Origin of the sequence: Aliidiomarina sanyensis (assembly GCF_003987175.1) — a bacterium.
In the GTDB taxonomy this organism is placed as follows: Bacteria; Pseudomonadota; Gammaproteobacteria; order Enterobacterales; family Alteromonadaceae; genus Aliidiomarina; species Aliidiomarina sanyensis.
In genome coordinates, this window is sequence record NZ_PIPM01000001.1 from 395,820 (window position 1) to 417,327 (window position 21,508).

Sequence of the window (21,508 nt, forward strand, 5' to 3'; positions counted from 1 at the left end):
TTAAGCTCCTGCCTCAAGGAAGTCCTTTGCGAATCGCTGCAACACACCGCCAGCAGAATAAATTGTCAGTTCTTCAGCGGTATCCAAGCGACATTTCACTGGAATTTTACTTGTCTCACCATTCTCACGATGAATCACGAGAGTTAGCTTGGCGCCTGGTGAAGGCTCGCCTTCGACATCAAAGACTTCGGTTCCATCAATGTGCAATGATTTACGTGTCGTGCCCGGTTCGAACTCAAGTGGCATGACCCCCATCCCAATCAAGTTCGTCCGGTGAATTCGCTCAAAGCCTTCGGCTACAATTGCCTCGACTCCGGCGAGCCGCACACCTTTCGCTGCCCAATCACGTGAAGAGCCTTGACCGTAATCCGCACCTGCAATAATAATCAACGGTTGCTTCCGCTCCATGTAGGTTTCGATCGCCTCCCACATGCGAACGACTTTACCGTCCGGCTCAATACGCGCCAATGAACCTTGCTTCACTTTTCCATCTTCCAAAACCATTTCGTTAAACAGCTTCGGATTCGCAAGGGTTGCTCGCTGTGCGGTCAGGTGATCCCCTCGGTGCGTGGCGTATGAGTTGAAATCCTCTTCCGGCACACCCATGCTGGCGAGATACTCTCCCGCTGCACTGTCAGCCATGATTGCATTCGATGGAGACAAATGATCGGTCGTAATGTTGTCCCCAAGCACAGCGAGTGGACGCATTCCTTTTAAACTCACCTCATTTGCGAGCGCGCCTTCCCAGTAGGGCGGACGACGAATATAGGTGCTCTGAGGGCGCCATTCATACAGCGGATTGGTCTGTGTGCCGTAATCCACGTTAAGCTCAAACATGGGGTCGTAGGTTTTTTTGAACTGTTCCGGCTTTACAGCCTGCTTTACAATCGCATCGATTTCTTCGTCACTTGGCCAAATATCTTTCAATGTGATCGCATTACCATTCGCGTCAAATCCCAACGCATCTTTTTCGATATCGAAGCGAATTGTCCCTGCAATCGCATAGGCAACAACCAAGGGAGGCGATGCCAAGAACGCTTGTTTTGCGTAGGGATGGATGCGACCATCGAAATTGCGATTCCCAGACAACACCGCCGTGGCATACAGATCCCGTTCAACGATCTCCTGCTGAATTTTAGGATCCAACGCACCACTCATGCCATTACATGTGGTACAAGCGAATCCAACAACGCCAAATCCTAGCTGTTCCAACTCAGGCAACAAACTTGCCTCTTCAAGATACATTTTGACGGTTTTAGACCCAGGCGCGAGAGAAGTCTTTACCCATGGCTTGCGGACCAGACCCAATTTGTTCGCGTTGCGGGCAATTAAGCCTGCAGCAATCATATTGCGTGGGTTGCTGGTGTTAGTACAGGACGTAATGGCAGCAATAATACAAGCGCCATCAGGCATTTTGCCGTCTTCTTGCGTCCACGCACCGGCAATACCGCGGCTGCTTAACTCACGTGCTGGGAGCAAGGCATGCGGATTGGAGGGGCCTGCCAAGTTCCGCTCAACGGTACTTAAATCAAAGCGAAGCACACGTTCATATTCCGCAGTCTTTAAACTGTCGGCCCAGAGCCCCGTATGTTTCGCATAGGACTCAACCAACGCGACTTGGTCGTCATCACGTCCTGTTAGTTTTAAGTAATCAATGGTTTGATCATCGATATAGAACATAGCCGCTGTTGCGCCATATTCTGGGGTCATATTCGAGATCGTCGCGCGATCACCAATAGATAAGCCATCCGCGCCCTCACCAAAGAACTCGAGATAGGCTCCTACCACTCGCTCACGACGCAGAAATTCTGTAATGGCGAGCACCAGATCAGTCCCTGTGATACCTGGCTTCAGCTTCCCAACAAGCTCAACCCCAATAATGTCGGGCAAGCGCATGTAAGAAGCTCGGCCAAGCATGACACTCTCCGCTTCCAATCCACCGACACCCACGGAAATGACGCCAAGCGCATCTACCATTGGGGTATGACTGTCTGTTCCCACACAAGTGTCTGGAAACGCCACACCATCACGGACTTGCACCACAGGAGACATTTTCTCCAAGTTAATTTGGTGCATAATGCCGTTCCCCGGTGGAATCACATCGACATTCTTAAATGCCGTTTTGGTCCAATTAATAAAATGGAACCGGTCATCATTCCGACGGTCCTCGATGGCTCGATTCTTCTCGAACGCATCCTTTTCAAAACCAGCATGTTCCACCGCGAGCGAGTGATCAACAATTAACTGAGTCGGAACCACAGGGTTTACCTTCGCAGGATCACCGCCCTGCTCCGCGATTGCATCACGCAAACCGGCTAGATCGACAAGCGCCGTTTGACCCAGAATATCGTGACACACCACACGGGCGGGAAACCACGGAAAGTCGAGATCGCGTTTGCGCTCGATCAGTTGTTTCAGACTTGCAGTCAACTGGTCCGGCTCACACCGACGGACGAGGTTCTCCGCAAGAATACGAGACGTGTAAGGGAGCCCTTCGTAGGCTCCCGGTTGGATAGCGTTTACCGCTTCTCGCGTATCGAAATACTCAAGATGGCTTCCCGGTAAACGTTTGCGATACGATGTATTCATAATGACCTTACCGTTCGTTCAACGCAGGTACTTTACGCGGCGCAGGGCCCGTATAGTCAGCGCTTGGGCGAATGATTCGATTATTTGCACGTTGTTCTTTCACGTGCGCAGTCCACCCTGTAACACGCGACATCACAAAGATTGGCGTGAACAGCTTGGTTGGAATCCCCATGTAATGGTAGGCAGACGCATGGAAGAAGTCTGCGTTGGGGAACAACTTCTTCTCCCGCCACATCACCTCTTCGCAGCGCACCGAGACATCATATAAGCGGCTATCGCCAAATTCTTTCGCAAGCTTTTCCGACCATTCTTTAATAATGTCATTACGTGGATCGAATTCACGATAGACCGCGTGTCCAAAGCCCATGATCTTCTCTTTGCGCGCCAGCATTTCCATCAAGGTTTTTTCAGCATGATCGGGATCTTTCATGTCCTGAATCAGATCCATGGCTGCTTCGTTCGCGCCACCATGCAATGGGCCGCGCAACGAACCAATGGCACCCGTCACACAAGAGAAAATATCAGACAGTGTTGAGGCACACACCCGGGCGGTAAATGTAGAGGCATTAAACTCGTGCTCAGCATACAGAATAAGCGAGGTGTTCATTACTGCGGTATGCAGCTCAGAGGGCTTCTTGTCATGGAGTAAATGCAAGAAATGCGCACCAATCGATTCATCATCTGTTTCCGTTTCGATGCGAACCCCTTCATGACTGAAGCGATACCAGTACAACAGAATGCTTGGGAATGCAGCAAGTAGCCGCTCAATTTTGTCGTCTGCTTGGCTGAAATCTTCCTCGCCTTCGATATTTCCAAGGAATGAACAGCCGGTGCGCATGACATCCATCGGGTGGGCATCGGCGGGAATCCGCTCAAGAACATCCTTTAAGCTTTGCGGCAAACCGCGCAACGTTTTGAGACGGCCACGATAAGCGATTAATTGATCACTATTTGGGAGTTCACCATGGGCCAGCAAATAAGCGACTTCTTCGAACGATACTTTGTCGGCAAGTTCTTTAATATCATATCCGTAATACGTCAATCCAGAGCCACTTTTCCCGACCGTGCATAACGCAGTTTCGCCAGCTACTTGTCCACGCAAACCTGCGCCACCTAATTTTTTATCGACCATGATTCTCTCCTTCCAATATCTAATGTAATTCGGGATACGTCGTTGGGTTATTTTTTACCAAACAATGAGTCAAGCTTGTCTTCAAACGCGTGATAGTTCAAAAAGTCGTACAGTTCAGCCCGCGTTTGCATGCTTTCAACCACCGCTTTTTGATCACCGTGTGCCAGAATACTCTCATAGACATTCAAGGCTGCTTTGTTCATAGCGCGGAAGGCACTGAGTGGATAGAGCACCATCTCTACCCCGACACTGGCCAATTCCTCTTTATTAAACAAGGGTGTTGCACCAAATTCAGTGATATTCGCCAAAACGGGAACCGAAAGTGCTTTCGTGAACGCTTCGTATTGCTCTAGGGTGTGCACTGCCTCGGCAAAAATAGCGTCGGCACCTGCTTCGACACAGGCCTGAGCACGCTCTATCGCTGCGTCTAATCCCTCCTGTTGCAATGCATCTGTTCGCGCCATGATCAAAAACTGATCGTCTGGACGAGCATCAACGGCTGCTTTCACGCGATCAACCATTTCCCCTTGGGTAACAATTTCTTTATTCGGACGGTGCCCACAGCGTTTCTGTGCGACTTGATCTTCAATGTGAAAACCAGCAGCACCCGCCCGCGTCATTTCTTTTACGGTGCGAGCGATATTAAACGCACCGCCCCACCCGGTGTCTGCATCCACCAACAAGGGTAACTCTGTCGCTCCCGTAATGCGGCGGATGTCCTCACACACGTCATTCAAAGAGGTCATTCCAAGGTCCGGTAGACCAAACGATGCATTCGCAACACCTGCTCCGGACAAATAAAGTGCTTTGTGACCGACTCGTTCCGCCATCATCGCAGTGTAGGCATTAATCGTCCCAACGATCTGAAGGGGCTTTTCCTGCGCAACCGCTTGGCGTAACTTTGCACCTGCGCTCAGTATCTTAGTCATGTTCTTTCCTTGTGTTCTGTAATTGAATTTCAACATTTCGTCGTGATGCGCCAATATGGCGACGCATCAGAAGGTCGGCGAGTTCGCCATCACGATTCGCAATGGCCTGTAAAATTGCTTTATGTTCATCAAAGGCCCGCGAGACTCGCGGCCCGTTCATCCCCATCTGGACGCGATACATCCGGACCAGAAAATAAAGTTCGTCGCACAGAATATTAATCAGATAGGGATTCTTACTCCCAAGAATGATTCGGTAATGAAAATCAAGATCACCGGCTTCTTGGTAATAACTTTCCCCTTCGCGTACCCGTTGTGTTTCCAGATGACGATTTAACAACGCCTGCATTTCCTCGATCTCATCGTGTGGCATATGTTCGGCAGCCAAGCGACAAGCAAGACCTTCCAGCTCCTCGCGCAACTGGTAAAGCGAAATCAGTCCCTCATGGGAGAGGGTCACCACCCGCGCTCCCGCGTTTGGCGTCCGTTCAATTAAATGGCAGCGTTCTAAACGCGCCAATGCCTCACGGAGCGGAGCGCGACTGACGGAAAAACGTCGCGCAAGCTCGGGCTCGCTGATTTTGCTCCCTGCGGGAATTTCTCCTTCCACAATGGCCCGCTGGATTTCAAATAGAACCCGATCGGAACTGGTAATTGGCAAACGCCATGTGGGGGCATATCCGTTCACTGAAGTGCTCGCAATTGTCGACATAGGGTATGATCGGACCTGAATAATACGCTTCAAATATGACATTTTCAAGAAAACGACGCCTTGATTGTCGACAATCCAGCACCAATTACCGTAAATGTAAAAAATTAGTTGGTGAATTCGGTATTTCTGCTTATATTTCGAACAGTACAACACATCAACGGAGGCTTTATGCGTCGGTTTATCCTTCTCTCCGCGGTCTGTGGATTCAGTATCGCGCTTCCTTTTTCACTCACAGGATGTGACGCAACAGAAGCGGCTAATTTCAGTTTGGCATCCGAGTGCTATAATCGGCACCCCAATGATATGTGGGCGCGGCAACAGTGTGTTGATCGCGGAATCTACCAGCGCGAGGCGACGGCCTGCCAACATGACGTGAACGGCTTACGGGCAACCTACGGTGGAAACCGTATAGAGAACCTTCATCTTCAGGCCGATCGACAGATTCAAATCGCCTGGCAATGGGTTGAGCCTTACAGCGATAATTTCAATCAGTGCCTTGCGTCCAATACCTACTCGGTGTGCTACAACAACCTCACAGCCCCCTCACTGAATCACATCGCTGCAGCACGTGAACAGGCGCTTCGGGTGGCCGCGGAAGAGAATGGGTATGCGCAACGCTGGAATTCAATTTTAAATCGGTGCTCGCAATACATGAATCAACAGATTCCATACAAAGACCATTACAACAACGCAGATCTCATTGCAGAGCTTGATAGCTGGACACTTTTCGTCAACAATTCAACAAACTATTGGCGTCAAGTTCATCAGAAGTAATCAAAGAGCCGAACAAAGGAGCCCCTATGCAACCCAAGCACATTGCTTGGATCGTTTTTTTAATTCCAATTTTAGCAGCAAACGGAGCATACCTGATTGGACGATTCGAAGGGGTTGCGTACGAATGCATACCCTATTTGCATGGGTGCACATCCATCAGCCGAGCCGCTCGGCTCGGGAGCGCCATCTTTTGGTTTCGCGGGCTCATGATGCCCATTGCCGTCTTTTTGTTTGCATTTTGGTACCTTCATTATCACTGGCTAGCCCACATCACAGGCAAACGCCCGTTCCACGTGCTGATCAGTGGCGTCATCGGTGCAGTTTTTCTCATATTGTATGTGGATTTTTTGGGGACCGAAGGGGATTTCTACCGCTTCATGCGTGAACAAGGAATTCTTTTTTATTTTGCGTTTACCGCACTCGCCCAAATGTTCAGTATTCATTGGCTTCATGCGAAAACAGAAGTTCTCCACAGACGCCTCAAACGCCTTTTACAAGCCCAAGCAAGTCTTATCATCATCGCATGGGGCTTTGCCATGGTCCAGTTGACCGTCAAGACGCTCGAATTAAGCTGGTCGAGTCAAATGGAAAACGCGGCTGCGTGGAATGTATCCTTGTTGATGTCGTTTTTTTACTTGTTTACTGCCTGGATGTGGCAACACACCCAGTACCGCTGGACGCTCCTCAATAAATCCTGACGCGCTGCTCTATGCTTTGGACATGAGCGCTTCAATCTCATCGAGCCGCTGTTTTAAGCGCTGTTCAGATACTGGGAATGCGGTTCCGAGTTGTTGAGCAAACGTCGAGACCCGAAACTCCTCGAGATACCAACGAAACTCAGTCCATTCATCTGGCGCAGCTTCGCCTGGAAGAATTTTCTTCTCCAGAGCCTGCCAACGTGACTCTAGTTTTTCAAAAACAAGGCACCGGAGACGGTCTTTGTTTGGATCAACAGGTAATTTCTCGACCCGTTGAGCGAGCGCTTTCAGATAACGCTCGGCGTCACTCAGGCGGGCTTCTCCAAAATCACTGACAAACCCTGGATAGACCAAGCGTTCAAGGTGTGCTTTGACATCATTGTAGGAGTTCACCAGAGGTAACGGGATCTTACCTTTTAACTGTTTTTGTATTTGATGGCTGAGTAAAAGACAACGTTCGACCTGTTGCGCAATCGACAACGTTTTATCATTCAGTTCGGCTCGAACACGATCGCACAGGGCGCGAAACTCAGTTTCATTTTTAGGTTCACTCTCACCGATCAAGCTATCGATCGCGGCCAACATGCAATCTTCAATCAACGACTCAACTCGTCCCCACGGGTTGAAGTACATTGCGAGCTTCGCCTTGTTAGGGAGCTTCTCGCGTAAATAACTCACCGGTGAAGGGATCTGCAAAAGGACTAATTTACGCAGGCCCTGACGATTTGCTTGTCTTGCTTCCTCCGGGTTATCGAACACGCGAATTGCGACAGTTTTCCCTTCATCCTGAAGTGCCGGAAACGCTTGAATGGCGAAGCGGCCTGTTTTCTTTTCAACGGGTCGAGGAGCTTGGCCGAACGTCCAATCCGTCAAGCCAGATTGCTCGACATCATCTCCAGCGGTCGCTACCAGAGTTTCGGTAACTTTCGGCTGCAGCTGAACTTGAACTTGACGGAGGTCCCTGCCCCGCGCAATCACTTGGTCATGTTCATCAAGTACACGGAAGTTTACTCTTAAATGGTCTGGGACCAAGTCCCACTGCCAAGCGTCCGGCGGAACTTCAATCCCACTCATTCGTTTGAAGCGCTGAGTCATTGAATGAACGAGCGATGTTTCGCTACCAATCAAGGACGCATCCACGCTTTCAAAAAACGCACGCGCATAATTTGGCGCAGGAACAAAATTGCGACGCCATTGTTTTGGTAGCGACTTAATCAACGCGACAATAAGCGCTTCACGAAATGCCGGAACTTGCCAATCAAAGCCGTATGGCTGAACTTGATTTAACTGCGGCAACGGAATATCGACCGACACGCCATCATCTGGGTCACCGGGCTCAAATAGGTACTGGAGTGGAAGGCGCAAACGCCCCTGCGTCCAGGTATCGGGATATTGATTCTCGGTCACATGGGTGGCTTCTTGCTGCATCAATTGTTCTCGAGTGAAATGCAAAACTCGAGGGTCTGTTTGACGCGCTTTTTTAAGCCATGCAAGCAACGCACGGTCATCGTAAATATCTGCGGGCAAATGCTGATCATACGCCATGTAAAGCGCTTCCTCATCCACCAAGATGTCACGACGACGTGATTTATCTTCAAGCGCGCGTATATCGGCTATTAATTCAAGGTTGGCTTTAAGGAACGCTGGTGGTTTTTGCATTTGTGCATTCACCAGCGCTTCTCGAATAAATACTTCGCGCGCTGTGACTGGATCGATAGGGCCGTATTGCACAATTCGCCCGGTTACAATCAATAAGCCGTACAAGGTGACCTGTTCGGTGGCAACCACTGCACCACGTTTCCGCAAATAGCGAGGCTCATGATGCTTTTTCCGAACCAAATGTTCAGCGGCAGGTTCAATCCACTCAGGTTCGATCCCTGCAACATATCGTCCGTATAATTTGCTTGTTTCTACCAACTCGGCGGTCATGATCCATTTCGGTTTTTTTCGAAATACACCTGAGCCTGGGAAAATAAAGAAACGGCTTTGGCGCGCGCCGAGATACTGGTGTTTCTCGTCCTTTTGTCCAATGTGAGAGAGCAATCCGCTCAATAAAGCGCGATGAACTTGCGTGCTCGTTGCAGGTTCGTCATTAATCCGCATCCCCTGCTCACGCACACTTTGGCGTAACTGAGTGTAGACGTCTTGCCACTCCCGCACTCGCAAATAATGAATAAACTCCTTTTGACACTGCTTGCGAAATTGATTTCCGGTCAGCGCTTTTTGCTGTTCTTGTAAGTAATCCCATAGCTTCAGATAACTGAGAAAGTCTGAGCTTTCGTCAAGAAAGCGACGATGCAGTTCGTCCGCTCGCTGTTGTTTATCGTGAGGACGTTCACGCGGATCTTGAATACTCAATGCTGCTACGATGATTAGAACTTCCCGAACAGATTGGTGGTCTTGCGCTGCAAGCAGCATACGCCCTAATCGGGGATCAACTGGGAAACGCCCTAGCGCACGGCCAATCGACGTCAGCTTCGGTGGGCGACGACGTGAACCGGAAGTAAACGCACCGAGCTCTTCAAGAAGTCTCACGCCATCGTTAATAAAGCGTTCGTCGGGCCGCTGTAAAAAAGGAAATGAGCGTATATCACCCAATTTCAATGTCGTCATTTGCAAAATGACCGAGGCCAGATTGGTCCGTAGGATTTCCGGATCCGTGAAGGCCGGCCGTTGTTGGTAGTCCGCCTCGCTGTATAGCCGAATACATATTCCGGGCCCCACACGCCCACACCGGCCCGCGCGTTGATTGGCACTCGCTTGCGAAATCGGCTCGATGGGCAATCGTTGCACCTTGGTGCGATAGCTGTAGCGTGAAATTCGTGCCGTTCCTGGGTCAATTACATAACGTATACCGGGAACCGTGAGACTGGTTTCCGCAACATTGGTTGCGAGAACAATTCGGCGTCCTTGACTCGGTTGGAAAATTCTATTTTGCTCGCTTGCCGATAAGCGAGCATACAGTGGAATGATCTCGAGCGGTCCTCGATGATCCCGATGGAATTCCTTCAATGCATCAGCGCTATCGCGTATTTCCCGCTCGCCACTGAGAAAAACCAAGATATCACCGGGACCCTCAGCCATTAACTCGGCCGAGGCATCACAAATCCCTTGGAGCATATCTACTTCGTCCGTGTCCCGCGTGTCTTGTGCGTTATCCTCACTCAGGAGCGGTCGGTAACGCATCTCAACTGGATATGTTCGCCCCGATACCTCTATCACTGGTGCGTCACGGAAATGTTGAGAAAAGCGTTCAGTTTCGATCGTTGCGGACGTAATAATCACTTTCAAGTCCGCTCTTTTTTCAATAAGTTGGCGCAATACACCCAGAAGAAAGTCAATATTCAGAGAGCGTTCGTGCGCTTCATCAATAATTATGACGCTGTATTGACGAAGGAGCCTGTCGCGCTGCAGCTCAGCCAACAAAATCCCATCCGTCATCAATTTAATCGCCGTGTGTTCGGACGATTGGTCCTGAAAACGAATTTTATAACCCACTGTCTGGCCCAAAGGCTCTGCGAGCTCTTCGGCGATCCGTCGGGCAACCGAGCGGGCTGCAAGCCGACGTGGTTGCGTGTGTCCAATGACTCCCTGTTCACCATAGCCCATTTCAAGAAGCATCTTGGGTAACTGCGTGGTTTTGCCAGAACCCGTCTCTCCTGCGAGCACGATCACCTGATTTGCTTCAATAGCTGCTTGAATGCGCTGACGCTCGGCCACGACAGGGAGTTGTTCGGGATAAGAAATAACGCGCTTCGTGTTGAATTCAGACATCGGATGATTTTGGAAAAATTCAAAGAAAAAGGCCGTCCAGTTTATCAAACCAGACGGCCCTCGCCTATGCACAATCCTGTATTAATGATTCGCGTATGAATCCCGTAAATGAAGATCAATCGCCCGCAACACATCGGTCCGACTTATCACACCAACCAATTGGTTTGCATAGTCAACCACTGGATATACCTTGGGACGTTGATTCCCGAGCTGTTGGGCAAGATCCAAAATTGCCATATCTGAATTCACGGTGACGACTTCAGCACTCATACAATCCTCGACCGTCGCTGACTGCTCCTTATGGTAGGTTCCTTCAAGCATCATCGCCAGGCAATCTTGCTCGGACAGAAAGCCAATCACTGCTCCGTGTTCATCAATAACGGGACCGCCACTTTGGTTTGCAGAAACCAGCATCGAAACTGCGGTTTCTACCGGCATTGAGCGGGTAAATTTCACTGGGTGCCGATTCATGTAATCCTGAACTTTGACCGACCGCATAGATTCACTCCTCCTGCTGATAAATTCCGATCACCGTACCTTCACGCTGCGTTCGTGCCCCGCGGTACATGCCCTCTGTATTGAACGGCATGCTAAAGTTTCCTTGCGCATCCATGATGATTACGCCGCCGGTGCCACCAACCGGTAGCAACACATTATGAATCACATGTGCGCCGGCTTCCTCAATGGATTCGCCCAAGTATTTCACACGACTACAGACCTGTGCCGATACGTTGTAACGAATGAAGTATTCTCCATGGCCCGTTGCGGAGACACCGCAACTCGCATTGTCGGCCCAAGTGCCCGCACCAATAATGGGGGCATCACCAATCCGATTGTAGCGTTTTGCGGTCATCCCGCCGGTTGACGTACCTGCGACAATATTACCTCGCTGATCAACCGCTACCGCTCCAACCGTCCCCATATTAAACGCGGGATCCCATGTGCCGGACTGCGCAATTTGATCGCCCGTGCGGTCTTCTTCCCGCAAGAGCTCAAGGGCACGCTGCAACTGCTCATAACGGTGCTCCGTATTGAAGTAACTGTTCTCGACGAGTTCAAGACCGCGTTCTTCAGCAAACTCCGCTGCACCCTCGGCACTCAGCATAACATGACGACTATTTTCCATCACTTCGCGCGCGAGCTGAATTGGACTTTTCACTGTCCGAACCCCTGCGACTGCCCCCGCGTCGAGTAAACCGCCATGCATAATCGATGCATCAAGTTCATGACCACCATCAAAGGTATAAACCGACCCGCGCCCTGCATTGAATAAAGGCTCTTCCTCCATGACTTGGATAGCAGCAATGACAGCGTCCATACTCTCGCCACCTGCTTCGAGTATGGCGTACCCCGCATCAAGTGCTGCGTTCAATGCGGCCTTAAATGCCTCTTCGCGCTCTGGGGTCATGTTTTCGCGGGTAATGGTGCCTGCACCGCCATGGATCACCAATCCGAAGTTTACTTCATCCTGCTGTGCAGCCTGTGCTTGCCCGGTAGCATCGCCTGAATCCGCGCCACATCCAACTAATGTGATAACTGCAGCAATTGTCAGTGCTAAGCGTGTTTTCCCCATGATACGTCTCCCCTTCGGTTTTCATTATTAATTTAGACGGTTTCTGATGATCTTTCCGAATTTTCTTACGGATTCTCGTCATTATGCGCAGGTTAGAAACTCGCATACAAGGGGAGCGCGATGATATGCTTGCGACCAAAGATCAATGAAACTGATACTGGCTGAAACCAATGACAGCAACAATATACTGGCATGATTACGAAGCAGGTGGCGTCAATCCGCGGGTTGATCGCCCCATGCAATTTGCAGGCGTACGAACGGATCGCGAACTGAACATCATTAGCAAGCCACTGAGCCTGTATTGCCAATTAAGCCCCGATTACCTCCCGCACCCAGAAGCATGTTTAATTACAGGAATCACTCCGCAGACTGCGAACCAACGAGGGTTGCCTGAAGCCGAGTTTGCTCGACGCATTCTCAAGGAGTTTGCGCAGCCGGAAACGACCGTATGTGGCTATAACAATATTCGCTACGACGATGAGATAACCCGCTTTTTGTTTTATCGAAATTTTTTAGACCCGTATGCCTATAGCTGGCAAGACGGAAACAGTCGTTGGGATTTGCTCACGCTCGTGCGCTCAGCATGGGCGCTCCGGCCGGATGGAATACAATGGCCAACCACTGAGGAAGGACGAGTGATTCTAAAACTCGATCAACTCGCCCCTGCAAACGGGATAGAACACGGTCAAGCGCACGATGCACTGGCCGATGTGTATGCAACGATCGAGCTGGCCAAAGTGATTAAAACGGCTCAACCCAAACTGTACGATTTTTGTTTCGATATCCGCCGTAAACATGCCCTAACCCAGATTGTTGAGAAAGCCATGGTGCAATCAACGATGCTGGTTCATGTCAGCGGCCATTATGGTGCCGACGCAGGCTATGCCCGTTGGATTATGCCTCTCGGGTTTTCGCCCCGCCAACCAAATCAGTTAATCGCTTGGCGGCTCGATTGTGATCCCCAAACGTTTCTCGCGATGGATGCAGAGTCGCTACGGCAGCTCTGGCTTACTCCACAGGATGAACTCGGCACACAAGAACGTCCCGGTATCGTCACAATCGCTCTCAATCAATGCCCGTTTCTGGCGCCTGGAGCAACCTTAAGCGAAGCGCGTGCGCGAACCTTTGGTCAGTCGCAGCACGACGCGCTGAATACGCTGACCTTGTTACAACAGTCGGAAGCATTTCGAGCCACCGTCCTGCACGCAGCAAGTCAGGAGCGTGAGTACGCGGCGGAACGCGAAGATGATGTTGATCAAGCACTATATTCCGGCGGCTTTTTTAGTCAGCAAGCGCGCAGTCACATGGATTTGATCGCACGGGCCAGTCCAGAACAATTGGGCGGAATGGATCTTCCGTTCGATGACCCTCGCATTCCACCACTGCTGTTCCGCTATCGGGCACGAAATTTCCCGACGACGCTGTCAAATCACGAACAGGAAAAATGGCGACGGTTCTGTCAGGAGCGCCTGCAATATGGTGGTCACGGATATCTAAGCCTTGAGGAGTATGCCCTGCACATTGAAAACTTGGCACATCAACATGAGTCTGACCCACAGAAAATGGCCATTCTAAAGGCACTGTATCAACACGCGCAAAGCCTCTAGTGGCGCCGGCCTTTACCCGCGCACGCGGTACGTTAAGATAAAAAAACGCGTTCCGAAGAACGCGTTTTTTATGTGCTGAGTCATCGAAACGTTTAAGACGGTATTCCGATTGCCTTGGGTTCCGACTTCGGCCCCACACGGAACAAGCGTGCGAGGGCTGGGATCAGAATCAAAGCACCCAACATATTCCAGAGGAACATGAAGGTAAGTAGTAGCCCCATATCCGCTTGGAACTTGATCGGCGACCACATCCACGTTGCGACACCAATGGCCAAGGTCAAACCGGTAAAGCCAACCGCCTTACCTGTCTTCGATAGTGCATAGATATAGCTCTCGGCCAGATCCATACCTTGATTCAAGGCTTCGCGAACCTTCGAGTAGATATAAATCCCGTAATCAACCCCGATACCAACCCCAAGTGCAATCACGGGTAAGGTGGCAACTTTCACCCCGATACCGAGCATCGACATAAGGGCTTGGCTCGTCACCGTCGTAAACATTAACGGAAGAACAATACACAGTACGGTCCGAATACTGCGGAAGGTAATTAAACACAGGGCAATCACGACACCGTACACCCACATCAGCATGCGCATTTGTGCGTCTTCAATGACTTTATTTGTCGCTGCCTCGATCCCTGCATTTCCAGCAGCCATCAAGAACTCAACATCATCCGACGGGTATTGCGCAGCAAAAGCTCGAACCTCATCAACGACTCGGTTCAAGGTATCCGCTTTGTGATCATTCAGATAAAGAATGATGGGGGCCATTGAACAATCGCCATTAAAAAGACCGCTCGGACGTTGATTAATGGACGCATTGATGACGAAGTTATCGCGGTTCACACTCGACCACTTCAAGTTTCCTTCGTTGATCCCCGCCATGCCTAACTTTGAGACATAAACAATCGAGCGAACGCTCTGGACTCCAGGTACATTTTCCATGTGCCACTGGAACCGGTCCATCAGCGCCATATTGTTGTACTGAATACATTGCTCTGGTGCAGTCTCCACCATCACCACAAAAATATCCGTACTGGCGCTGTAATTCTCGACCTGAAACGCATTATCAAGGTTATAGCGAGAGTCAGCACGCAGCTCTGGGGCGCCGCTATCTAAATCACCTATCTGCAGGTTTTGTGCCTGGTAAAGCCCCCACACCGTCATCAAGCCAGCCACCACAACAGCGCCGACCGCCCATTTCGGTTGGGTAAAGCGTCCAAACAACGCGAAAATTGGATGTGGTTTCTGACGCACTTTTTGCAGATACCGCACACCGCCCTTCGACACATCGAGATAAGAAGTCAAGATGGGCAGTAAGCCAAGATTAGTCAGAACAATAACCGCAACACCAATACTTGCTGCAATTGCCAGCTCTTTGATCACCGCCACGTCGATGACCATCAGCGTCGTGAAACCAATGGCGTCAGATGCCAATGCGGTAAGACCTGCCGCGTACAAACCTCGGAATGCGAGTCGAGATGCTTGGAGCTTGTCCAAACCGTCGGCACGGTTGGCCATCACGGCATTGATGATCTGCACCCCATGACTTACCCCGATCGCAAAGACCAGGAACGGGACGAGCATCGAATATGGGTTAATGCCACTGCCAATCAGCTTAATAATACCAAGCTGCCAAATCACCGCGATGACCGAACAGAGGAGGACAACCAACGAACTTCTCACGCATCGGCTGTATAAGAACAACATCCCAAACGTAATGAGCATCGCGAGCAGGAAGAACCCTCCAACGAGCAATGCCCCATCAATCAAGTCACCAACAACCTTCGCAAAACCAACAATTTGGATATTGATCGTGTCAGATTCAAACCGCTCTCGAATATCCCGCTCCAGGCGTTGGCCAAACTCATGATAGTCCAAACTCTCACCCGTCTCCGGGTCAACCTCATTCAAAGGCACATAGATGAGCGCCGAACGGAAATTATTTGCGACTAAATCCCCGACGGTACCGGAACGCAATATATTCTGACGTAACTGTTCAAGTGATTCCTCTGAACCATCATAGGTTGCAGGAATCACAGGACCACCGACAAAGCCTTCCTCTGTGACCTCTGACCATCGGACGTTCGGCGTCCAAATTGAGCGCATTCCAGACCGATTCACACCTCGAACGAACGAGAGTTCATCAGTAACTTCACGGAGTAGCTCTTGAAAATCCGCATCGAAAATAGTGCCATCCGTGGTTTCAACTGAGACCCGAATTGCATTTCCAAGCGCGGCGAGGTCATCTTCATATTTGAAAAAGTTCTGCACGAATTCGTGGTTGGCTGGAATCATCTTCCGGAAACTTGCATCCGGGCGAACCTGCGCCGCATGATAAAGAAGAAAAGCGGTCAAGCCAGCAAAAATGAGCACCCAGAGTAACCGGTGTTTGAAAAGGAGATTCTCAGCCAGCGACGCCTTGCCCTGACTCGTGTTTTTTAGTGTTTCTTGCATGAGTTCAAGGCCCCTTTAGTGTCCAATGACCGCTGGCAGCTGAAATGTTTGCACTCCAGCCCGTCCGGTTAAAATTAAGGTGTTATTGGTCGTTTCTCGGACCGATGACAGCGGTACATTTGATTCATGGGAAAAGAGAGTCACGTCGTACGTGTCTGGATCAATCACGAGAATCACGCCTGAATGTCCCACTAAAACCACTCGCCCATCACTCAGTACCGTTCCACTGTTTATGTTGTAACGAGTATTGGTGGGAACCTGAAGAAAGCTCTCACCGTCATCATCGGAGACAAAAACGTTTCCACGGAGGCCATAGATCCAAAGTTGACCCTGCGCGTCATATAAAGCACCGAATAACGAACCGTGGTAAGGTGAATCGAGCATTTCAAAGGTTTCACCCTGATCTTCACTGCGTGCGAGAAGCCCCGACTCACCAACAAGAATGAGTGTTCCGTCTGGACTGGTCACCAATTTGTTGGGGTGGTATCCCACAACATTATCAATCGCAGCATTAATGACATCCCAACTCGCACCGCCATCCACGGTCCGCACGATGGTTCCGTATGCGCCGACCGCTAGGCCCACCTCACGATTAAAGAAATGAACATCTAAAAATGGTTTTGTCGGTCCGACATCAAACTGGATTTCTGCACCGCCGATGTGAAACCCTAATTCATCGAGCGCAAATTCAAGTTCTTCACGTTCAAACTCATCATCGGTATCGGCAATTGCATCTTCGAGATAAATCTCGCGCTCTTGCAGCCACTCATACTCTTTTTCCAACAAGCGATGCCCATCCATGCGAAACTCCCAGGTGACACCGCCATCGGTGCTCTGCAAGATAACGCCTTCATGGCCTACTGCCCACATGTGCTCTTCATCGACGACTTGCACTGCGGTTAACAGGACGCTCGTTGGGACCCTTTGTTGTACCCAACCCGAGGCCTCATGGTGGATCACAATGGTGCCGAGGGCGCCGACCGCAATTAATTGCCCATTGTGTGAATCCATACCCACGAGCAAGGCTTGTTCCGCAAGACGCGCCTGAGGGGCTGGGGTGAAAAGCGGATCGTAACGCTCAGCCAATACAGGCTGAACTGCGAGCAGGGTGGCGAAACAACCAGCCAACGCAATCCGAATCATAAGTGAACTCCAGTTATATCGAGTGAATCGGCAAACCGATCTTTCTTTGTTATGTTACCGATTGTATAGTCTAACGGGCGTTTGAAAACCCCCGAGACCAAATTTTTCTTAATTTTGCTGGTATTTAATACAAATTGTAGACATATTTTATTTTGTTATATTTTGGTGTAGCTTAGGTGATAACTCCATCCGGAACTATTCCCCGGCGTGGTGTTCAAAAATAAGAACGCACAGGAACTAAGGACAACGACAATGAAGAAAATCATGCTTACTGCTGGAGTCATGGCGTTATCGCTGGTCTCTGCAAGCGTCAATGCGGCGGTTTCTGCTGAGGAAGCGGCGCGTCTGGGTCAAGATTTGACTCCGTTGGGCGCAGAGCGGGCCGGCAACGCTGACGGACGTATTCCAGAGTGGACGGGCGGTTTGAGCCGTCCAGGTGAGGATGTCAATCGTCCCCGGAACCCATTTCCGGATGACGAAATTCTTTACACGATTACCCGTGACAATCTTGATGAGCACCGCGAGCGCTTGAGCCCGGGGCAAATTGCCATGTTTGAGCGTTATGAAACGTATAAAATGAACGTTTATCAAACGCGTCGGACGGCGGCCTATCCGCAGGAAATTTACGATATCGTGAAACGAAATGCGACCAACGCTTCGCTTGTCGAAGGCGGATCAGGTCTTGAAGGGTTTGAAAGCTATGTGCCCTTCCCTATCCCATCGAACGGTCTCGAGGTTATTTGGAACCACTTGACGCGCTACCGTGGTGGTGCCGTTCAACGGACAGTCGGTCAGTTCCCAGTTCAAACAAACGGACGTTATGAAATGGTTCGTCTGCGTGAACAGCTGGTTTGGCCGGAAAATCTACAAGGTGGCCGTGATGCCCGTGCCGACGACAACATCTTGTTCTATTTCCTACAAGAAGTTTTGGCGCCTGCCTCACAAACGGGCAACATCTTGCTCGTTCACGATACCATTAACCAGGTACAAGAAACCCGTCGGGCATGGCTATACAACGCGGGGCAGCGCCGCGTTCGTCGTGCACCCAGTGTAGCCTATGATGGTCCAGGTACCGCGTCAGATGGTCTTCGGACGTCAGACGGTCTTGACATGTTCAACGGTGCGCCAGACAAGTACAACTGGAATTTGGTGGGCAAGAAAGAGATGTATATCCCATACAATAACTTTAAGTTGTTGGATGACAATCTTCGCTACACCGACATCATTCGCCCGGGTCACATGAACCAAGACCACGTGCGCTATGAGCTGCACCGTGTCTGGGTCGTTGAAGCAACCTTACGCGACGGTGAGCGTCACATCTACGCCCAGCGGAACTTCTTCATTGATGAAGATACCTGGACCGCGTCAGTGATCGATCATTACGACGGTCGTGGACAGCTGTGGCGTGTTGCAGAAGCTTACAACGTTCAGTTCTATGGAAGTGATGTTCCGTGGATGGCCGCAGAAGCACTTTATGACCTGAACAACGGTCGCTACATTGTGCTGGGGCTGGGTAATGAAGAAGGTGATTTCATCAACTTCGACATCACGCCACGTCGCTCTGACTTCACAACACAAGCACTCCGCCGGATGGGTGTCCGTTAAGCACACGGACAACTCGGCAAGTTCTAACGAAAGCCCTGCATGATGCAGGGCTTTTTGTTACTTAAGTCGGGTAATGAGGCTGCTGGTATCCCAGCGCGACCCACCCGCTTGCTGGACATCAGCATAAAATTGATCAATCAGTGCAGTAACTGGCAAACGCGCACCATTTTGGTTTGCTTCGGCAAGGGCAATTCCAAGGTCTTTACGCATCCAATCGACCGCAAAGCCAAATTCAAACTCATCCCGCCACATGGTCGCTGAGCGATTTTCCATCTGCCAACTTCCGGCCGAGCCTTTGCTAATTGCAGCAACTAGTTTTTCGGGATCCAAACCTGCTTTTTTCGCAAAGGCGAGACCTTCCGACAATCCCTGAACCACACCCGCAATACAAATTTGATTCACCATTTTGGCAAGTTGACCACTCCCGACCGGACCTTGTAAACCGACATGGCGGGAAAACGTATCCATGAGCGGTTGCACTCGAGCTAATGTATCAGCTTCCCCCCCCACCATGACTGTCAACTGACCATTCTCTGCTCCGATCTGGCCCCCAGATACAGGCGCGTCCAGAAACGCTTTTCCTTGCGCTTTTGCCGCTTCGCCTAGCTCGCGAGCGAGTTCAGCGGATGCAGTTGTGTGATCGACAAGGATTCCTCCCTCTACAAGCGCATTCAACACCCCGTCATCGCCATAGGTCACGCTGCGCACATCATCGTCATTGCCAACACACAGAAACACCACATCACGACCCATCGCTGCTTCTCGTGGGGTCAATCCTAAGCTGCCACCATATTCAGCGACCCACCGCTCTGCTTTAGCGTGCGTTCGATTGTAGACACAAACGTCGTACCCTGCTTTCGCTAGAAATCCAGCCATGGGATACCCCATGACACCCATACCAATAAAAGCAACACGTGGCTTTGAAGATTCTTGCTTCATGACGACTCCTTTTTATACAACAAGTGCTGATATCGCCCCAGAGCACGGTATGGCTCCTGTTGACGATAGGCCAATTCGAGTGGGATGAGTTGCGCTAAATTAAATTCTGCGGGACGCAGATAATCATGGAAACAACGCACACCGCTGTGCGCATATAAACTCAGCGGAAATTGCTCCATCCGCTGTATGACCGAGTTCGGATCGAGCGGTTGATTTGGACTAAATCGAACCTTTTTGCGAACTTGTAAGTTGTTTGTGACATAGTCAAAATTGCCATACACCATATTCGCCATGCGCTTTGCATGCAGATTGTAAAACATAAGCGACAGCCACCCCGCCGGCCGCACCCATTTTTGAATACTAGCAAGTGCAGCAAAGGGCTCCGCGAGCCACTCTAACACCGCATGACATAACACGATGTCAAAAGTCTGATCGGCAAGTACGGCATCGAGGTTCTGCAGACCTGCGACGTGATACTCATAATGCGCTACGAGACCTTCATCGGTGTGGCGCTGTCGAGCGGCTTCCACCATTTCTGCCGAAAGGTCAGTATGGACCACAGAATGCCCGGCACGGGCAAATTCCCGATTCAACTGACCAAGCCCACCGCCGATATCGAGTACACGCAAGGGGGACGGATGCTGAATTAGAAAACGAAGATCCGCATGTAAGACAGCTTCCCTAATTTTTCCTTTACCGCTCGCATAAATATTGCGATCAAATTGCATTACATCCGAATCAAATACGCGATCTTTCGATTTCTTAGAGGTCATCAGGCTGGGTTATCCATATCAAGGAAATCAACCGCGATGTCAAAGTTCTCAGCGATTCGCTCGCCGAGCGCTTTGACTCCATAGCGTTCAGTTGCATGATGCCCCGCTGCAAAAAATTGAATGCCACACTCGCGGGCAACATGGATCGTTTGCTCGCTCACTTCACCGGTGATAAATGCATCCGCACCACTTTGATAAGCTTGCTCAATGAAGCTTTGCCCGCCGCCCGTGCACACCGCGATACGCTGAATCGGCTGTTCATTCAACTCCACAGCGACCAGCGTTCGCTCTAACATCGTTTCCAGTTGGTCCGCTAACTCATAGCCTGAGCATGCGGAAGGCAAATACCCTTGCATGAGCACACCATCAGGTTTAGGGCCTGATACCGCACTGATTTCGGACGCGCCGAGACGTTGTAGAAGTTGGGCGTTATTCCCAAACTCGGGGTGAATATCAAGCGGTAAGTGATACCCAATCAAATTTATGTCTGCCATCAAGAGGGTCCGCAAACGTCGTTGTTTCATGCCTATGACACGATTATCTTCCCCTTTCCAGAAGTAACCGTGGTGCACAAGGACGGTATCCGCACCTGCTTTTACAGCAGCATCGAGAAGCCGCTGGCTTGCAGTCACCCCAGTGATGATGTGCTTGATCTCCACGCATCCTTCAACTTGCAAACCATTCGGGCAGTAATCAGATATCAAGTGCGGCTGCAACCACTCGTCGAGGGTTGCCAATAATGCATCGCGTTTCATCAACGCCTCCTTTGTGTACTTTTTCTGCGCTGAATTAGACACTCATTCGAAA

The 21,508-nt window shown here is 50.4% G+C and carries 16 protein-coding genes; 4 read left to right on the forward strand and 12 right to left on the reverse strand.

Features of this window, described 5'->3' with window-relative positions:
• From acnD to CWE11_RS01830, 4 genes are read right to left on the reverse strand one after another with little or no spacing between them, the layout of a single operon-like run.
• A complete protein-coding gene (gene acnD, locus CWE11_RS01815) occupies nt 1-2,589 on the reverse strand; it encodes a Fe/S-dependent 2-methylisocitrate dehydratase AcnD (RefSeq protein WP_126775887.1) in 2,589 nt (862 codons plus the stop codon).
• Nucleotides 2,590-2,596: 7 nt separating this feature from the next.
• Entirely contained in the window at nt 2,597-3,721 is a 1,125-nt protein-coding gene (gene prpC, locus CWE11_RS01820) for a bifunctional 2-methylcitrate synthase/citrate synthase (protein WP_126775888.1), read from the reverse strand.
• A gap of 47 nt (nt 3,722-3,768) precedes the next feature.
• On the reverse strand, nt 3,769-4,638 hold the full coding sequence (prpB, locus tag CWE11_RS01825; RefSeq protein WP_198675564.1) for a methylisocitrate lyase: 870 nt from the start codon (nt 4,636-4,638) through the stop codon (nt 3,769-3,771).
• A 4-nt stretch (nt 4,639-4,642) separates the two neighbouring features.
• On the reverse strand, nt 4,643-5,359 hold the full coding sequence (locus tag CWE11_RS01830) for a GntR family transcriptional regulator (protein ID WP_126775890.1): 717 nt from the start codon (nt 5,357-5,359) through the stop codon (nt 4,643-4,645).
• A 168-nt stretch (nt 5,360-5,527) separates the two neighbouring features.
• Here CWE11_RS01830 and CWE11_RS01835 point away from each other — a divergent pair, with 168 nt between their 5' ends.
• Both CWE11_RS01835 and CWE11_RS01840 read left to right on the forward strand, forming a co-directional pair.
• Nucleotides 5,528-6,133: a hypothetical protein gene (locus CWE11_RS01835; protein WP_126775891.1), complete on the forward strand. Its 606-nt coding sequence runs from the start codon at nt 5,528-5,530 to the stop codon at nt 6,131-6,133.
• A gap of 26 nt (nt 6,134-6,159) precedes the next feature.
• A complete protein-coding gene (locus CWE11_RS01840; protein WP_126775892.1) occupies nt 6,160-6,831 on the forward strand; it encodes a hypothetical protein in 672 nt (223 codons plus the stop codon).
• 9 nt (nt 6,832-6,840) lie between these two features.
• Here CWE11_RS01840 and hrpA read toward each other — a convergent pair whose 3' ends face one another.
• From hrpA to CWE11_RS01855, 3 genes are all read right to left on the reverse strand, one after another.
• Entirely contained in the window at nt 6,841-10,605 is a 3,765-nt protein-coding gene (gene hrpA, locus CWE11_RS01845) for an ATP-dependent RNA helicase HrpA (RefSeq protein ID WP_126775893.1), read from the reverse strand.
• An 81-nt stretch (nt 10,606-10,686) separates the two neighbouring features.
• On the reverse strand, nt 10,687-11,103 hold the full coding sequence (locus tag CWE11_RS01850; protein WP_126775894.1) for a CBS domain-containing protein: 417 nt from the start codon (nt 11,101-11,103) through the stop codon (nt 10,687-10,689).
• Between the two features lie 4 nt (nt 11,104-11,107).
• Nucleotides 11,108-12,178, reverse strand: a complete 1,071-nt coding sequence (locus tag CWE11_RS01855; protein ID WP_126775895.1) for an isoaspartyl peptidase/L-asparaginase family protein — start codon at nt 12,176-12,178, stop codon at nt 11,108-11,110.
• A 170-nt stretch (nt 12,179-12,348) separates the two neighbouring features.
• Between CWE11_RS01855 and sbcB the strand changes: the two genes are divergently transcribed.
• On the forward strand, nt 12,349-13,785 hold the full coding sequence (sbcB, locus tag CWE11_RS01860; RefSeq protein ID WP_126775896.1) for an exodeoxyribonuclease I: 1,437 nt from the start codon (nt 12,349-12,351) through the stop codon (nt 13,783-13,785).
• 92 nt (nt 13,786-13,877) lie between these two features.
• Here the strand turns inward: sbcB and CWE11_RS01865 are convergent, their stop codons facing one another.
• Together CWE11_RS01865 and CWE11_RS01870 are read right to left on the reverse strand one after the other, a co-directional pair.
• Nucleotides 13,878-16,241, reverse strand: a complete 2,364-nt coding sequence (locus CWE11_RS01865) for an efflux RND transporter permease subunit (RefSeq protein ID WP_126775897.1) — start codon at nt 16,239-16,241, stop codon at nt 13,878-13,880.
• A gap of 15 nt (nt 16,242-16,256) precedes the next feature.
• A complete protein-coding gene (locus CWE11_RS01870; RefSeq protein WP_126775898.1) occupies nt 16,257-17,384 on the reverse strand; it encodes a WD40/YVTN/BNR-like repeat-containing protein in 1,128 nt (375 codons plus the stop codon).
• Between the two features lie 252 nt (nt 17,385-17,636).
• Here CWE11_RS01870 and CWE11_RS01875 point away from each other — a divergent pair, with 252 nt between their 5' ends.
• Entirely contained in the window at nt 17,637-18,989 is a 1,353-nt protein-coding gene (locus CWE11_RS01875) for a DUF1329 domain-containing protein (RefSeq protein ID WP_126775899.1), read from the forward strand.
• Between the two features lie 57 nt (nt 18,990-19,046).
• Here CWE11_RS01875 and CWE11_RS01880 read toward each other — a convergent pair whose 3' ends face one another.
• From CWE11_RS01880 to CWE11_RS01890, 3 genes are read right to left on the reverse strand one after another with little or no spacing between them, the layout of a single operon-like run.
• Nucleotides 19,047-19,928 carry an NAD(P)-dependent oxidoreductase gene (locus CWE11_RS01880; RefSeq protein ID WP_126775900.1) on the reverse strand — a complete coding sequence of 294 codons (882 nt, stop codon included), beginning with the start codon at nt 19,926-19,928 and terminating at the stop codon, nt 19,047-19,049.
• A complete protein-coding gene (locus CWE11_RS01885; protein ID WP_241971690.1) occupies nt 19,925-20,701 on the reverse strand; it encodes a methyltransferase domain-containing protein in 777 nt (258 codons plus the stop codon). The genes CWE11_RS01880 and CWE11_RS01885 overlap by 4 nt, the downstream gene beginning before the upstream one ends.
• Entirely contained in the window at nt 20,701-21,456 is a 756-nt protein-coding gene (locus tag CWE11_RS01890) for a Nif3-like dinuclear metal center hexameric protein (RefSeq protein WP_126775901.1), read from the reverse strand. The genes CWE11_RS01885 and CWE11_RS01890 overlap by 1 nt, the downstream gene beginning before the upstream one ends.
• Nucleotides 21,457-21,508 lie beyond the last annotated feature (52 nt).

What these genes read in the sequence shown, in the direction of transcription:
- acnD (WP_126775887.1), bottom strand. Translation starts at nt 2,589, where the DNA reads ATGAATACATCGTATCGCAAACGTTTACCGGGAAGCCATCTTGAGTAT.
- prpC (WP_126775888.1), bottom strand. Translation starts at nt 3,721, where the DNA reads ATGGTCGATAAAAAATTAGGTGGCGCAGGTTTGCGTGGACAAGTAGCT.
- CWE11_RS01830 (WP_126775890.1), bottom strand. Translation starts at nt 5,359, where the DNA reads ATGTCGACAATTGCGAGCACTTCAGTGAACGGATATGCCCCCACATGG.
- CWE11_RS01835 (WP_126775891.1), top strand. Translation starts at nt 5,528, where the DNA reads ATGCGTCGGTTTATCCTTCTCTCCGCGGTCTGTGGATTCAGTATCGCG.
- CWE11_RS01840 (WP_126775892.1), top strand. Translation starts at nt 6,160, where the DNA reads ATGCAACCCAAGCACATTGCTTGGATCGTTTTTTTAATTCCAATTTTA.
- hrpA (WP_126775893.1), bottom strand. Translation starts at nt 10,605, where the DNA reads ATGTCTGAATTCAACACGAAGCGCGTTATTTCTTATCCCGAACAACTC.
- CWE11_RS01850 (WP_126775894.1), bottom strand. Translation starts at nt 11,103, where the DNA reads ATGCGGTCGGTCAAAGTTCAGGATTACATGAATCGGCACCCAGTGAAA.
- CWE11_RS01855 (WP_126775895.1), bottom strand. Translation starts at nt 12,178, where the DNA reads ATGGGGAAAACACGCTTAGCACTGACAATTGCTGCAGTTATCACATTA.
- sbcB (WP_126775896.1), top strand. Translation starts at nt 12,349, where the DNA reads ATGACAGCAACAATATACTGGCATGATTACGAAGCAGGTGGCGTCAAT.
- CWE11_RS01865 (WP_126775897.1), bottom strand. Translation starts at nt 16,241, where the DNA reads ATGCAAGAAACACTAAAAAACACGAGTCAGGGCAAGGCGTCGCTGGCT.
- CWE11_RS01870 (WP_126775898.1), bottom strand. Translation starts at nt 17,384, where the DNA reads ATGATTCGGATTGCGTTGGCTGGTTGTTTCGCCACCCTGCTCGCAGTT.
- CWE11_RS01875 (WP_126775899.1), top strand. Translation starts at nt 17,637, where the DNA reads ATGAAGAAAATCATGCTTACTGCTGGAGTCATGGCGTTATCGCTGGTC.
- CWE11_RS01880 (WP_126775900.1), bottom strand. Translation starts at nt 19,928, where the DNA reads ATGAAGCAAGAATCTTCAAAGCCACGTGTTGCTTTTATTGGTATGGGT.
- CWE11_RS01885 (WP_241971690.1), bottom strand. Translation starts at nt 20,701, where the DNA reads ATGACCTCTAAGAAATCGAAAGATCGCGTATTTGATTCGGATGTAATG.
- CWE11_RS01890 (WP_126775901.1), bottom strand. Translation starts at nt 21,456, where the DNA reads ATGAAACGCGATGCATTATTGGCAACCCTCGACGAGTGGTTGCAGCCG.